At 63.1% G+C, this 13,877-nt stretch carries 13 protein-coding genes; 6 read left to right on the plus strand and 7 right to left on the minus strand.

Translation table 11 applies throughout. The annotated features are described in order from the left end of the window. Positions 1 to 52 precede the first annotated feature (52 nt). Positions 53 to 1,762 (minus strand): DAK2 domain-containing protein, encoded by a 1,710-nt coding sequence (locus ACYP01_RS24950; RefSeq protein ID WP_065352373.1) that lies wholly within the window; start codon positions 1,760 to 1,762, stop codon positions 53 to 55. A gap of 333 nt (positions 1,763 to 2,095) precedes the next feature. Here ACYP01_RS24950 and rpmB point away from each other — a divergent pair, with 333 nt between their 5' ends. Both rpmB and ACYP01_RS24960 read left to right on the plus strand, forming a co-directional pair. Further along, entirely contained in the window at positions 2,096 to 2,287 is a 192-nt protein-coding gene (gene rpmB, locus ACYP01_RS24955) for a 50S ribosomal protein L28 (protein ID WP_003942669.1), read from the plus strand. 131 nt (positions 2,288 to 2,418) lie between these two features. Next, entirely contained in the window at positions 2,419 to 3,213 is a 795-nt protein-coding gene (locus ACYP01_RS24960) for an enoyl-CoA hydratase-related protein (protein WP_003942812.1), read from the plus strand. A 66-nt stretch (positions 3,214 to 3,279) separates the two neighbouring features. Here the strand turns inward: ACYP01_RS24960 and ACYP01_RS24965 are convergent, their stop codons facing one another. The 3 genes from ACYP01_RS24965 to ACYP01_RS24975 are packed head-to-tail and all read right to left on the minus strand — an operon-like array spanning position 3,280 to position 5,531. Continuing rightward, positions 3,280 to 3,951 (minus strand): uracil-DNA glycosylase, encoded by a 672-nt coding sequence (locus tag ACYP01_RS24965; RefSeq protein ID WP_020907272.1) that lies wholly within the window; start codon positions 3,949 to 3,951, stop codon positions 3,280 to 3,282. After that, positions 3,951 to 4,472, minus strand: coding sequence for a gamma carbonic anhydrase family protein (locus ACYP01_RS24970; RefSeq protein ID WP_003942761.1), 522 nt, complete (start codon positions 4,470 to 4,472; stop codon positions 3,951 to 3,953). The genes ACYP01_RS24965 and ACYP01_RS24970 overlap by 1 nt, the downstream gene beginning before the upstream one ends. A gap of 9 nt (positions 4,473 to 4,481) precedes the next feature. Beyond that, entirely contained in the window at positions 4,482 to 5,531 is a 1,050-nt protein-coding gene (locus tag ACYP01_RS24975) for a thiamine-phosphate kinase (protein ID WP_459682958.1), read from the minus strand. 77 nt (positions 5,532 to 5,608) lie between these two features. On the opposite strand from ACYP01_RS24975, the gene ACYP01_RS24980 reads away from it, so the two are divergent. After that, positions 5,609 to 6,301: a DUF3515 domain-containing protein gene (locus ACYP01_RS24980; RefSeq protein ID WP_003942765.1), complete on the plus strand. Its 693-nt coding sequence runs from the start codon at positions 5,609 to 5,611 to the stop codon at positions 6,299 to 6,301. On the opposite strand, the gene ACYP01_RS24985 is transcribed toward ACYP01_RS24980, so the two are convergent. From ACYP01_RS24985 to ACYP01_RS24995, 3 genes are all read right to left on the minus strand, one after another. Further along, the gene (locus ACYP01_RS24985; protein WP_459682961.1) at positions 6,302 to 7,408 is read right to left on the minus strand and encodes a D-alanine--D-alanine ligase family protein; all 1,107 of its coding nucleotides are present in this window, start codon (positions 7,406 to 7,408) and stop codon (positions 6,302 to 6,304) included. 71 nt (positions 7,409 to 7,479) lie between these two features. After that, positions 7,480 to 8,631: a cystathionine gamma-lyase gene (locus tag ACYP01_RS24990; protein WP_003942728.1), complete on the minus strand. Its 1,152-nt coding sequence runs from the start codon at positions 8,629 to 8,631 to the stop codon at positions 7,480 to 7,482. Next, a complete protein-coding gene (locus ACYP01_RS24995) occupies positions 8,628 to 9,626 on the minus strand; it encodes an NAD(P)H-dependent glycerol-3-phosphate dehydrogenase (protein ID WP_030535420.1) in 999 nt (332 codons plus the stop codon). The genes ACYP01_RS24990 and ACYP01_RS24995 overlap by 4 nt, the downstream gene beginning before the upstream one ends. A gap of 126 nt (positions 9,627 to 9,752) precedes the next feature. Between ACYP01_RS24995 and cofC the strand changes: the two genes are divergently transcribed. Genes cofC through ACYP01_RS25010 form a run of 3 tightly spaced genes read left to right on the plus strand, consistent with a single transcriptional unit; the run spans position 9,753 to position 13,741 of the window. Continuing rightward, positions 9,753 to 10,502 (plus strand): 2-phospho-L-lactate guanylyltransferase, encoded by a 750-nt coding sequence (gene cofC / locus ACYP01_RS25000; RefSeq protein WP_080552786.1) that lies wholly within the window; start codon positions 9,753 to 9,755, stop codon positions 10,500 to 10,502. Positions 10,503 to 10,553: 51 nt separating this feature from the next. After that, complete coding sequence (locus ACYP01_RS25005) at positions 10,554 to 12,797, plus strand: RNA degradosome polyphosphate kinase (protein ID WP_003942685.1); 2,244 nt, start codon at positions 10,554 to 10,556, stop codon at positions 12,795 to 12,797. A 17-nt stretch (positions 12,798 to 12,814) separates the two neighbouring features. Further along, positions 12,815 to 13,741, plus strand: a complete 927-nt coding sequence (locus ACYP01_RS25010) for a bifunctional NUDIX hydrolase/histidine phosphatase family protein (protein ID WP_007729338.1) — start codon at positions 12,815 to 12,817, stop codon at positions 13,739 to 13,741. Positions 13,742 to 13,877 lie beyond the last annotated feature (136 nt).

The following is a 13,877-nucleotide window of genomic DNA, read 5'->3' on the forward strand; positions in this document are numbered from 1 at the left end:
GCGGTAAGCACATGTGTTCGTATATCAGCAGTCACCGACAGACCCGGTTCGATCACTCCACGCCCAACTGGAACAGGTCACCCGGCTGATCACCCTGATAGACGAGCACGTCGACGCCCGGGTGGTGCGCGACGACGTGCGCCTCGAGCTGCCCGGCCAGGTCGTCCGGCGCGTCTGCGCCCATGAGTAGGGTCACGAGTTCGCCACCGGATCCGAGCGCGAGGTCGACCAGTCGCGCACTCGACTCCGCGACGTCGGGACCGATGAGCACCACCTCGTGCCCCATCAGACCGATCGCGTCACCCGGATCACATGTCCCGACGTAGGTCAGCGAACGCTCGACCGCGATCCGCAACGATCCCCAGCGCGTGGCGGCCGCCGCCTCGGACATCGTGAAGCCGTCGTCGGCGACGTTGCGCTGAGGGTCGTGAACGGCAAGTGCTGCCAAGCCCTGGACCATCGACGACGTCGACAGCAGCAGAACCTGGTGAAGCGGATCGCGTGCAGCGGCACTGACTGCGACGAGTTCCTGAGCGGTCAAAGCTCCGTTCGGAAGCACCAGAACTTCGCTGCGTTCCATCTGACGAATGCGGCCGAGCAGTTGTGCGCGTGTCACCGGCGCATCGTCGCACCGAAGAACCGTCGCACCCTCACTCTCGAACAACGCCGCCGCGCTGTCACCGGCAACGACGGCCAGTACGCCGCGCGCGCCGGCCCCGGGGAATCGCCTCTCCGCCCGTGCCACCAACTGGTCGCGTTCGTCGACGAGAAAACTGCTGATGCGAATACCGTGAACCTTCCCGGCCTCGAGGCCGGCTTCCACGGCTGCACCGGCATCGCAGCAATGCACGTGCACCGACCAGCCGCCGAAACCGTCGCTGACGATGACCGTCGAATCTCCGAGGACGGACAGCCGCGTGCGCAGCGCCGTCATGCGATCGTCGTCGGAGTCGTCGACGAGGTACATGACCTCGAAATCCTGTTCCGAGTGATCACCACATTCGATCGGGCTCTTGTGAGCCCAATCGTGATCGAATGCGCTGACGTCGACAACTGCGCTCGACCTCGGGTCCGGCGTCCCCAGATCTTCGCGAACCTGCGGCTTCCCGGTCAGCACCTCGACAAAGGCGTCGAGGATCAGAACCAGACCGAATCCCCCTGCATCGACCACCCCGGCGGACGCGAGAACGTCCAGTTGCTCCGGCGTCTTGTTCAGTGCGATCGCAGCGGCGTCGGCAGCGGCGGCAACCACGGATGCAAGATCCTCGCCGCTCGGTGTCCTGGTGTCGACGCACTCCTGCGCTGCTTCTCCCGATGCGCGCAATACCGTGACGATGGTGCCTTCCACCAGATCGGAGACAGCCCGAGAGGCCAGCGTCGTCGCCGTGGTCAGCGAGTTCGCGAAGCTACGGCCGTCGATGTGCTCACCTTGAACGCTCTCGGCGATGCCCCGGATCACCTGGGAGAGGATCACTCCGGAATTACCGCGAGCACCGGACACGGCGCCCCGAGCCAGAGCGTTGGCGACGCGGCCCGCACTGCGGACGTCGTCCTCGATCGTCTCGGCGGAATCGAGTGCAGCCCGCATCGTGAACAGCAGATTGGTGCCGGTATCCGAATCAGGGATGGGAAAGACGTTGAGGCTGTTGATCTCACCGCGACGTTTCTGGAGGCTGTCGACCGCCCGGCGGGCCCAGCGCCGCAGCAGATGTCCGTCCGCGACGGATTCCGCTTCCTCGGCGACGCGTTGCACTTCCCCCACTGACGGTTCCCCTCGACGATGGAAAGACTGACGATGAAAAAGAGATCGGTGATCGGTGCAGTCGAGGGTAGTCCGACGCTTCTGCGCAACCGTCATTACCGGGCGGTTTGGCCATTCGGGCCGGATGCGGTTACTCTTACACGGTTGCCTCGAACGGGCTACACGAAATAATGCTGCACTTTGTTTGTTGCTGATTGACTGTTTTCACGTTCGGCTGCACAGTGAGCGGTCAAGGATCGGTTCGAAGTCGAGTATATTCGGATTGTAATTCTGGCTGCCCTACCGTGTAGGGTAACCACTTCAATATTCATTTCTAACAAGGAGTTCGCGACTATGGCTGCCGTCTGCGACGTATGCGCCAAGGGGCCCGGCTTCGGTAAGTCGGTCTCGCACTCGCACCGGCGTACCAATCGTCGCTGGAACCCGAACATTCAGTCTGTTCGTACCGAGGTTGCCCCGGGTAACACCCGTAAGGTCAACGTGTGCACCTCCTGCCTGAAGGCAGGCAAGGTCGCTCGGGGCTGATTGCCCGAGCACAAACTATTGCAGGCTCTGCCCCCGTCACTTCGGTGACGGGGGCAGAGCTGTATCTATGTGGCTGTATCTATGTGTCCCCGTGTTTCGTATGGCTGTCGGACACCCGTAATGTGCGTTGAGTGACTTCCATCGATGACCTGAGCAAAGTGACCCTCGACGAGGGCGTACTCCGCATCACCATTTCCACCGCCGCCAACGGCACCTCCCTCGACGACGAAGGACTGGTTCAGGGCGCGCAGGCGCTCGAGACAGTCGGAAACGACATCGGGAGCATCCTTCTGGTCGGCGAAGGCGCAAACTTCTGTGCCGGCGGCAACGTCCGTGCGTTCGCCGCAGCCCCTGACCGCGGCGAGTACGTGGCCGAGGTTGCCCGCGTCTTCCACGTGTTCGTTCGCGCGCTCGACGCTGCGACCGCTCCAGTGGTGGCCGGGGTCCACGGATGGGCTGCCGGCGCCGGAATGAGCCTGGTCTGCCTCGCCGACGTCGCAATCGGCGGCACCGGCACCAAGCTTCGCCCCGCGTACCCCTCCATCGGTTTCACCCCGGACGGCGGAATGTCGTGGACGCTTCCACGCATCGTCGGCGTGGCACGCGCTCGCGAGATTCTTCTCAACGATTCGGTGATCGGTGGCGACGAAGCCGTCCGCCTGGGGATCCTCACCCGACTCGTCGGCGACGACGAGGTCCAGGAAGAGGCAGCTCGCCTCGCCCGCGCTTTGGCCAACGGACCGAGTACGTCGTACTCGGGAATCAAAGCACTGCTGCGTTCGTCGCGGACGAACTCGCTCGCCGAGCAACTCGACGCCGAAGCCGCGTCCATCGCCATCGCAGCGAACAGCCCGATCGGACGCGAGGGCGTCGACGCGTTCGTCGACAAGCGTCGGCCCGATTTCACTTCCGCAAAGCAGGCCTAGTCAGCTGGCATGCCGAATGTCGTGTCACGACGTTCGGCATGCCGGGTAAGTGCAGACGCTGATCGATCAGCCCAGATTCCAGTCCACCGGGTCAGCTCCGAGTCCGGTCAAGAGTTCGTTCGCACGACTGAACGGGCGCGAACCGAAGAACCCGCGCGAAGCCGAAAGCGGTGACGGGTGCGCTGATTCGATGATCGGTGTGTCGCCCAGCATCGGCGCGAGAGTGGCCGCGTCACGACCCCACAAGATCGCCACCATCGGTGACGACCGCGCCACCAAAGCGCGGATAGCCTGCTCGGTCACCGGCTCCCAGCCCTTCTTACGATGAGAAGCGGCTTGACCCGGCTGCACGGTGAGTACGCGATTGAGAAGCAGCACACCTTGTTTCGACCACGGCGTCAGATCGCCGTTCGGCGGTATCGGCAACCCGAGATCCTGGTGATACTCCTTGTAGATATTACCGAGACTTCGCGGAACCGGCCGCACGTCCGGGGCAACCGAAAAGCTCAACCCGACAGCATGACCGGGCGTCGGATAGGGGTCTTGACCGACGATGAGCACCCGAACGTCGTCGAACGGATTCGTGAATGCACGCAAGACGTTCTCTCCCGCAGGCAGATACTCCCGTCCCGCAGCGATCTCTTCGCGCAAGAACTTACCCATCGCGGAGATCTGCTCCGAGACCGGTTCGAGTGCCCGCGCCCACCCTGGATCGACGATCTCTGCAAGCGGCGCCATCAGTCGAGCCTGCGCAACGCGTCGCGGTAGTACGCCGCATTGGCTGCGTACATCTTGACGTTTCCGTCGAGGTGGCCGAGCGGAACCTCGTATCCCGCACGGACCTTGGCGGGCACACCGAGTGCCATGCTGCGCGGGGGAACCTGCATCTTGTTGGCCACCACCGCACCCGCGGCGACGATCGACCCCGTCCCGATCACCGTTCCGTTGAGAACAACTGACCCCGACGCGATCAGGCAATGGTCCTCGATGGTCGATCCCTCGATGTGCGCGTTGTGGCCCACGACGCAACCGGAACCGATGACAGTCGCATCGACGGCGGTGCAATGGATGACGGTTCCGTCCTGGATGTTCGATCCAATTCCCACCGAAATGGTTCCGTAGTCACCACGCAATACCGCTTGCGGCCAGATCGAGGTACCCGCTGCGAGAGTCACGGCGCCGATCACCACCGCGTCCGGGTGGACGTATGCGTCCGGATGAATGTCCGGAACTCTGTCTCCAAGTGCGTATACAGCCATGAAAGCAACCTATACCGCGGTGGTACCGGTGGTCGAAAAGCTGTGCCAGCCCCCGCCGCTCTCGCGAAGCGAACCGTCGACGCTCACGCCCGAACCGGCGGCAACCTCACCGATCACGATCCAACCCGACGGAATCTCGACCTCAGGCCCGAAAGTTGCTGCAAATCCGTGATCTTCACCACCGGAGAGGATCCAGTCCAGCGGATCGACGTCGAGCGCCTCGGCCGCCGATGCGACATCGGGTGAGGTCGGAACCGCAGCCGAGAAGATGTCGAACCGCGCGTGCGAGGCCTCTGCGAGATGTCGAAGATCCGCGATCAATCCGTCGGACACGTCCGTCATGGAATGTGCTGATTCTGCGGCGTCCCATGCCGATTGATACGGAGGATTCGGAACGCGATGGGAGGCAAGCAAATCTGGAAAGTTTGCGGGCTTGTCGAGCAGTACGGCTTCGTCGAGCAGTAGTGCCAACCCTGCTGCCGAGCAACCGAACAACCCGGCGACCGCGATCTTGTCACCGATCTTTGCTCCCGAACGCAGAACTGCCGCACGGCCACCGAGATCGCCGAGCACGGTCACCGACACCACGATCACCGGTGACTGGACCAGGTCACCGCCGACCACACCAGCGCCCAGATCGGTTGCCGCGTCCCAGATTCCCGCGGAGATTGCGTCGACCACGTCGACGGGTGTCGAAGACGGGCACCCCAGAGACACCGTGAAGGCCGTCGGCCGCGCTCCCATCGAGACCACATCAGCAGCGTTCTGTGCCACTGCCTTCCGGCCGATGTCGCGTGGTGAAGACCAATCCATTCGGAAATGACGACCTTCGACCAACATGTCGGACGAGACAACCACACGGCCGTCTCCGGAAGTCACGATGGCGGCATCGTCACCCGGCCCCAATTCAGTGGTGACCGGTTGGATTCGGCCGAGAAGAGATCGCGCGATCACGTCGAACTCCCCCACCTGCTCGACAGTGGGCTCCGACCCGAACCCCGATGATGCAGCGAACTCCGATGATGCAGTGAACTCCGACGATGCGATGAGTCTCTCCAATGCCGACGCAATTCGCTCGTAAGCGGCCTGCGGTACCTTCTAGCTGTGGTCGTGAATGCTTCTGCAAGCTCACGCGTGTGTCGGCAATCCTACCGATTCACCGACATGCTCTCAGAAGTGACAAGACCGCTGATCGACTGGACCAGGACCCGAGCGAAGAACTGAGCATGGCAGAAAACACCTCCACCGCAGACAACGCCGACATCGACCCCGACGGCGACGACGATCCGTCAGAGCGCCGCAGTCCGGCGCTGATCGCCACCGCCATCGCACTCCCGGTAGCCCTGATCGTCGGAGTAGTGATCGCGGCCGTCGTCGCGGGAAACAACCCTGAACTCTCGCCGGTTGCTTTGGGACCCGTGCCGGCACCGGCAGCGGAGTCGCCGGCCTGCGTTTCCCTTCTCGGCGCGCTCCCCGACAAGATCGACGACTTCACGAAAGCCGAATTGGTAGAACCTGCTCCGGCCGGTGCGGCAGCGTGGCAGCGCAGCGAAGGAGAGCCGATCGTCTTGCGCTGCGGACTCGACCGTCCGTCCGAGTTCGACCAGGCTGCAGCACTACAGGTCGTGAACGGTGTCCAGTGGTTCCAGGTCTCGGGAACCGACATCGGTTTGGCGGCGAGCACTTGGTTTGCCGTAGACCGCGGTGAATACATCGGTATCACGATCCCCGACGGGACCGGTCCGACGCCGATTCAGGAAATCTCCGACACCATCACGGCGACTCTCGAACAGAAGCCTCTCGACCCGGCGCCGGTCGCGGTTCCCTGATCAGCGAAGGCCGGTGCCGCGAGCGACGGCGGTGTCGACCAGAGTCGAAATCAAAGTGCGGTAATCGATTCCGGTGGCGTTCCACATCTTCGGGTACATCGAGATGGAAGTGAACCCGGGCATCGTGTTGATCTCGTTGATCACCGGGCCGTCAGCCGTGACGAAGAAATCGACCCGCGAGAGTCCCTGGCAATCGAGTGCCTTGAACGCGCGGACAGCAAGCTCTCGAATCTGGTCGCTCACCGACTCGTCGAGTTTCGCGGGGATGTCGAATTCACAGACGTCGTCGAGGTACTTGGTGTCGAAGTCGTAGAACGCGTCCGAATCGGCGTCGGAATCCGGCATCCGGATCTCGGCGACCACACTCGCCTTGACGTCGCCGTTCGGGAATTCGAGGACACCGCATTCCACCTCGCGGCCGATGATCGCGCCTTCGACGATCACCTTGGGATCATGCAGGCGTGCATGAGCGATCGCCCCGTCCAGACCGTCCCAATTGCTCACCCGAGTGATGCCGATGGACGAGCCTCCACGAGCGGGCTTGACGAAAACCGGAAGGCCCAATTCCGCCTTCTGCTCTTCGGTCAGCGTTGCGGTTCCCGGTCGAAGCACGACCTGCAGTCCAACGGGAAGTCCTTCAGCAGCAAGAAGCTTCTTCGTGAACTCTTTGTCCATGCCGGCGGCGCTGGCCAGAACTCCGGGTCCGACGTACGGAACCCCGGCAAGTTCGAGCAGACCCTGGATCGTGCCGTCTTCGCCGTAAGCCCCATGAAGAACGGGGAACACGACGTCGACCGACGCGAGCACAGCACCGGCGTCGGAGCCGTCGAAGGAGATGACCTCGCCCTCGCGGGTGGGGTCCGCGCTGAGGACCACCGACGTTCCGTCTTTGTCGACCGACGGCAGCGCGCGCCCGCTGATCGCGAGGGAACTGGGGTCGCTCGAACCGAGCACCCAGGAACCGTCGACGGTGATGCCGATCGGTACGACGTCGTACCGATCGGGGTCGAGGTTGCTCAGGACGCTTCCGGCGGAAACACAGGACACTGAATGCTCATTGCTCCGGCCACCGAAGATCACGGCCACGCGGGTACGACTGCTGTTCACGCGTCAAACCGTACCGCCGAATCGACTGCGGCACGCGATCGGGCCGGACCGATTTCGTCGACCCGGCCCGTTTACGCGTCGAGTGCGCGCTCGATGTCGGCCAGGAGATCGGCGGTGTCCTCGATGCCACAAGCGATTCGGACAAACCCCGCACTGACCGGATCGCCCCAGCGCGCACGGCGATCCGCCGTCGTGTGGATCCCGCCGAAGCTGGTAGCAGCCGTGACGAGAGCGCTCGCTTCGACGAACGAGTGGAAGGCCTGAGCCGAATCCAACTCGACGCTCACCAATCCGCCGAATCGATTCATCTGACCGGATGCCGTTGCATAGGACGGGTCACCGCGAAGGCCGGGGTAACGAACGGACCGGACTGCTTTGTGATTTACCAACATCTCGGCAAGCGCCAGCGCGTTGTCGCACTGACGCCCGAATCGCAGGCCTGCCGTGCCGAGGCTCCGGTGCGCAAGCCACGTCTCGAAGGGGCCGAGCACCGTTCCCGAGAGAAGTCGCTCACGCTCGATTCGCCGACTCACTGCCGCATCGGAGGTGGCGACGTAACCCATCAGGAGGTCACTGTGCCCGCTGAGAGCCTTGGTACCGCTGGCCACCACGACGTCGGCACCCAATTCGAGCGGGCGCTGACCCAGCGGTGTCGCGGTCGTGTTGTCGACGATCAGCAGCGCACCCGAACGGTGGCACACGTCGGCGAGCACGCGAAGGTCGACCACGTCCAGCACCGGGTTGGACGGCGTCTCGGCGACGACGACCACGCGGCCCGGTGACGCGTCGAGCAGATCTACGAAGCTCGCGTCGCCCATCTGCAGAGTCGAAACCTCGCGAACGGTGATTCCCAACGGCGCGAGGCGCTCGTTCGCGTACAACCGCACTTGGTAGTACCCGTCCGAGGGCACGACGACGGTATCCCCCGCGACGAGGACGCTGCGCAAGGTAGCGGTGATCGCGGACATCCCCGATCCCATGACGAGGGCGTGGTCCGCTCTCTCGAGCGCCGCGAGCGCGGATTCGAGTCCGCGCCAACCCGGGTTCGACGCACGTGCATAGGTATCGGACTCGGAACCTTCGTCCGCCGAAAGTTGGTACGGCGCAGCGAATATCGGGCCCAGTTGCATGGGCTGACCCGCGGCGTGTTCGCGCGCGACGGCGCTCACGCTGCGCGTCGAATCCCCGTAATCCTCGAAGCGACCCACACCGATTTCACTCATTCCGGCTTCGTCCGGCGTCCGAGCAACTGACCGATCGCATCGCTGACGGCCATGCCTTCGTGGCACACCCGGTGGACCGCGTCGGTCAACGGCATCTCCACGTCGTATCCGGCAGCGAGTGCGCGTACCGACGTGCACGACTTCACGCCCTCGGCGACCTGACCGTTGGTTGCCTTCTGTGCCGACTCCATCGACCCGCCTCGTCCGAGCCGCTCTCCGAACGTCCGGTTTCGCGACAACTCGGACGTGCATGTCGCTACCAGGTCACCGACACCCGCCAAGCCTGCAAGAGTCGACGCCTTGGCGCCGAGCGCAACGCCGAGACGAATCGTCTCGGCGAGCCCACGGGTGATGATGCTGGCGACCGTGTTGTCGCCGAATCCACTGCCGGCGGCCATGCCGCAGGCCAGCGCGATCACGTTCTTACACGCACCACCGATCTCGCATCCGATGACGTCGGAGTTGGTGTACGGCCTGAAATAGCCGGTAGCACAAGCATCCTGGAGAGCGAGGGCACGCGAGGAATCCGAACAGGCGATCACCGTCGCCGCGGGCTGCCCGCCGGCGATCTCGTGTGCAAGGTTCGGGCCCGAGAGCACCGCGACGCGCCCCGGTTCCACGCCGGTCACCGACACGATGACCTGGCTCATGCGCATGAGCGTCCCGGTCTCGATTCCCTTGGCCAGACTCAGCAGAGTCGCATCGGGTCCGATCGAGCCTTTCCACTGCTCCAGGTTTGCTCGTAGCGACTGCGAGGGAACCGCCAGCACGATGAAGTCAGCACCTGCCATCGCCTCCTCGTGGTGGTGGGTCGCGCGAATCGACGAAGGCAAAGCAATGCCTGGCAGATAGTCGCTGTTCTCGTGCGTGGTGTCGATGCGCTTCGCGACCTCTTCACGCCTGGCCCACATCGTCACGTCGGTTCCGGCCTCGGCCATCACCTTCGCCAACGCCGTTCCCCACGAACCTGCGCCCAATACAGCTGCCTTACTCACACGCTCACCCCGTCTACCCGGCGAAGCGGGTCGCCGCCAGAAAAATCGTCTGCACAGAGTATCGCCTGTGGTGCACTGCGGTGGGCAGCCGCGGACACCGAGCGTGATGACTGGCAAGATCGAGGGATGGACAGCGCGGAACCCCCGTACCCACACGCCGTGGAGACACCGCATGCGCGCACGGAGATCGAACGCCCCATGCATGCGATAGTGGCCGTCAAGTCCTTGAGATCGGCCAAGTCCCGCCTCGCGGGCGAACTCGACTCGGACGCGCGTGCAGACCTCGTGTTGGCCATGCTTCACGACACCCTCGCCACAGTTGCAGCCGTCTCGGCCATCGACAGCGTCACAGTGGTCACCCCAGACCCCACCGTTGCCGCCCTTGCATATTCCGTCGGCGTGACGGTCTACGCCGATCCAGCTCCCGACGGCGCCCGAACCAACGGCGCAACACCGCGCACGGAGGAAACCCTCAACGCGGCGTTGAGTGCAGCGGCCGCCGATATCCGAGCCAAGCGCGGAGTGGTCGACCTCGTTGTGCTGCAAGCCGACTTGCCCGCCATGCAACCGAGCGAACTGACGGAGGCCGTGGCCGCGGCCCGAAGCGGCGGACGTTCAGTCGTCGTCGATCACCACGGCACCGGCACTTCCGCATTGTTTGCGTGCGGCGAAAGCGCACTCGACCCTCGGTTCGGGCCGGAATCCGCACTTGGACATGCCAATTCAGGTGCTCGTCCACTCAATGGCCAATGGCCGGGACTGCGCACCGACGTCGACACCCATGCCGATCTCGGCACTGTGAGAGCACTGGGAGTAGGCCCCGCGACATCGGCTTCGTTGACCAGACTCAAGGCCACGCCGTCGAACAGTCGATGAATTTTCTTTCATCGATTGTCGGACCGCGCGATTGTGGGGGATGATCGACGAGTGAGCAATGGCGAAGCACTCGAAAACCGTATTTCCGAAGACCAGTCGGACGGAGACCACAGCTCCGGCCGCCACGAGAACGGCGCGGCCACCTCGCCGCGATCTCAGGCCGTCGCGGTCGCCACCAACATCCCGGGCGCTCCCCCTGCAGCTACCAAGGCAGAGCTACCCGAATTGCTCGTCGGACTTCCCGAGGATCGTTACCTCAACCGCGAACTCAGCTGGCTCGATTTCAATGCCCGTGTTCTCGCATTGGCCGCCGACGAGTCACTGCCGTTGCTCGAACGCGCAAAGTTCCTCGCCATCTTCGCTTCCAATCTCGACGAATTTTTCATGGTCCGGGTCGCCGGACTCAAGCGCCGCGACGAGACGGGACTGTCGGTCAGGTCCGCCGACGGCCTCTCCCCACGCGAACAATTGGCGCTCATCGCGCGTCGCACCCAGGAACTCGCCGACAAGCACGCGCACGTGTTTCTCGACTCGGTCCGCCCTGCCCTGGCGGCAGAAGGCATTTCAATCGTTCGATGGGCCGACCTCAGCGCCGACGATCACGGCCGACTCTCGGCGCATTTCCACGAGCAGGTCTTCCCGGTACTGACGCCGTTGGCAGTCGATCACGCTCACCCGTTTCCCTACATCAGCGGACTGAGCCTCAACCTCGCCGTGACGGTGAAGGACTCCGTCACCCGCGGCGAACACTTCGCTCGCGTCAAGGTTCCCGACAACGTCGGCCGGTTCGTGCGAGTCAAGAGCACGACATCTTCGTCCACCATCGATTCTTTCCTCCCGATGGAAGAACTGATTTCGGCTCATCTGGACGTGCTGTTCCCTGGAATGGAAATCGTCGAACATCACGCTTTCCGAATCACACGCAACGCCGATTTCGAGGTCGAAGAAGATCGGGACGAGGATCTGCTGCAGGCACTCGAACGTGAATTGGCGCGTCGTCGTTTCGGTTCACCCGTTCGCCTCGAAGTTGCCGACGACATGACCGAGCACATGCTCGAACTGCTTCTGCGTGAACTCGACGTCGATCCGGCCGACGTGATCGAGGTTTCCGGTCTCCTCGACTTGTCCTGCCTCTGGCAGGTTTACGCCGTCGACCGCCCCGCTCTCAAAGACGCTCCGTTCGTCCCGGCGACGCATCCTGCGTTCGGTGAACGCGAGACTCCGAAGAGCGTGTTCTCGACCCTGCGCGAAGGCGACGTGCTCGTCCACCACCCATACGACTCGTTTTCCACAAGCGTTCAACGCTTCATCGAACAGGCCGCCGCCGACCCGCAGGTGCTCGCGATCAAGCAGACCCTGTACCGCACTTCCGGCGACTCCCCCATCGTCAATGCACTGATCGACGCCGCCGAAGCGGGCAAGCAGGTTGTCGCGCTGGTGGAGATCAAGGCCCGCTTCGACGAGCAGGCCAACATCAAGTGGGCACGCAAACTCGAGCAGGCCGGCGTTCACGTCGTCTACGGTCTCGTCGGTCTCAAGACTCACTGCAAGACGTGCCTCGTCGTCAGGCGAGAGGGCTCGACCATTCGTCGTTACTGCCACATCGGCACGGGCAACTACAATCCGAAGACCGCGCGCATGTACGAGGACGTCGGATTGCTCACCGCAGCACCGGAGATCGGTGCAGACCTCACCGACCTCTTCAACTCGCTGACCGGATACTCCCGAAAGACGAGCTACCGCAACCTTCTCGTAGCGCCGTACGGGGTTCGCCGCGGGATCATCGAGCGGATCGACAACGAGATCGCGCACAAGCTCGCAGGCCGCGATGCCGGTATCCGCTTGAAGGCCAACGCATTGGTCGACGAGCAGGTCATCGACGCGTTGTACCGCGCGTCCAAGGCCGGTATCCCCGTCGAGATCGTGGTTCGCGGAATCTGCGCGCTCAAGCCGGGCGTTCCCGGCCTCAGCGAAAACATCGAAGTACGTTCCATTCTCGGACGCTTCCTCGAACACTCGCGAATGTTCCATTTCCGCTCGGCCGACGAATTCTGGATCGGCAGCGCAGACATGATGCACCGCAACCTCGATCGCCGCGTCGAGGTCATGGTGCAGGTCAAGGACCCGAAACTGTCGAAGCAACTCGGTGACATCTTCGACTCCGCGCTCGATCCCCGAACTCGCTGCTGGGTACTGCATCCGGACGGGAGTTGGGTCGCTGCCCCCGAACGCGGTGAGGACGTACGTGAGCATCAACAGTCGTTGATGCGCAGCCGCACCGCCAGCGGGTCTTGACGGGCTCGGATCACACAATGAGCGACAAGCCGGTCAAAGCCAACATCTTTGCCGCAGGCGCGGTTCTGTGGCGGAAGGCTCCTCAGGATCCTTCCGCCATCGAGATCGCCGTCGTACATCGACCGAAGTACGACGACTGGTCATTCCCCAAAGGAAAGCTCGATCCCGGCGAGACCTTCTTGACCGCAGCAGTTCGCGAGGTCCGCGAAGAGACCTCGATCACTGGACGTTTCGGAAGGCACCTCGGTGGCGTGACGTACCCGATCCCGGGACATCGCAAACTCAAACGGGTCGAATACTGGTCGGCCGAAGCAGTGGACGGAGATTTCGGGCCGAATAGCGAAGTGGATGTTCTCTATTGGCTTCCGGTCACCGAGGTAGCCGATCATCTTTCCTACCCGATGGATCGAATGATTCTTCGCCGCTTCGTTTCCCTTCGGCCTGACACGAAAACGGTATTACTCGTCCGCCACGCAAAAGCTGGAAGCCGTAAGCGATACAAGGGCGACGACAATGTGCGTCCACTCGACGCCAAGGGCAAAGAGCAATCCGCCGCCTTGGTCGAACAGCTGAAAATCTTCGGAGCCGATTCGGTTTTCGCGGCTGACCGTACGCGCTGCATCGACACTGTGATGCCATTGGCGGAGGCATTGGGTGTAGAGATTTCGACGGAACCTCTTCTGACCGAAGAAGGTTACGAGGCCGATCCCGACGCCGCCAGGGCGCGTGCGCTGCAGATCGCCGCGCTGGAGGGCACTCCCGTAATCTGCAGCCAAGGAGGCGTCATCCCCGATTTGATGCGCTGGTGGGCTGATACGGCCGGTGTAACACTGCCCTCGGCGCGCAACCGTAAGGCGAGCACTTGGGTGCTCTCGTTCCTCGACGGCCGTCTGGTAGCCGCGGATCACCTCGACAGCCCGCTCCCCAAAGTCGCCAACTCCTGAGGGATTTGGACCAACCGACACCCAGCTCGATTCGGTAGTTTTGCAAAGCACTGAAACACAGGAGAATTCACACTTCTCCCAGACAGCAAAAAAAGAGGTGCAGCCGCGGATCTGATCCGCGGCTGCACCTCTTTGT

The sequence above is a fragment of the Rhodococcus sp. no. 34 genome (assembly GCF_054589475.1).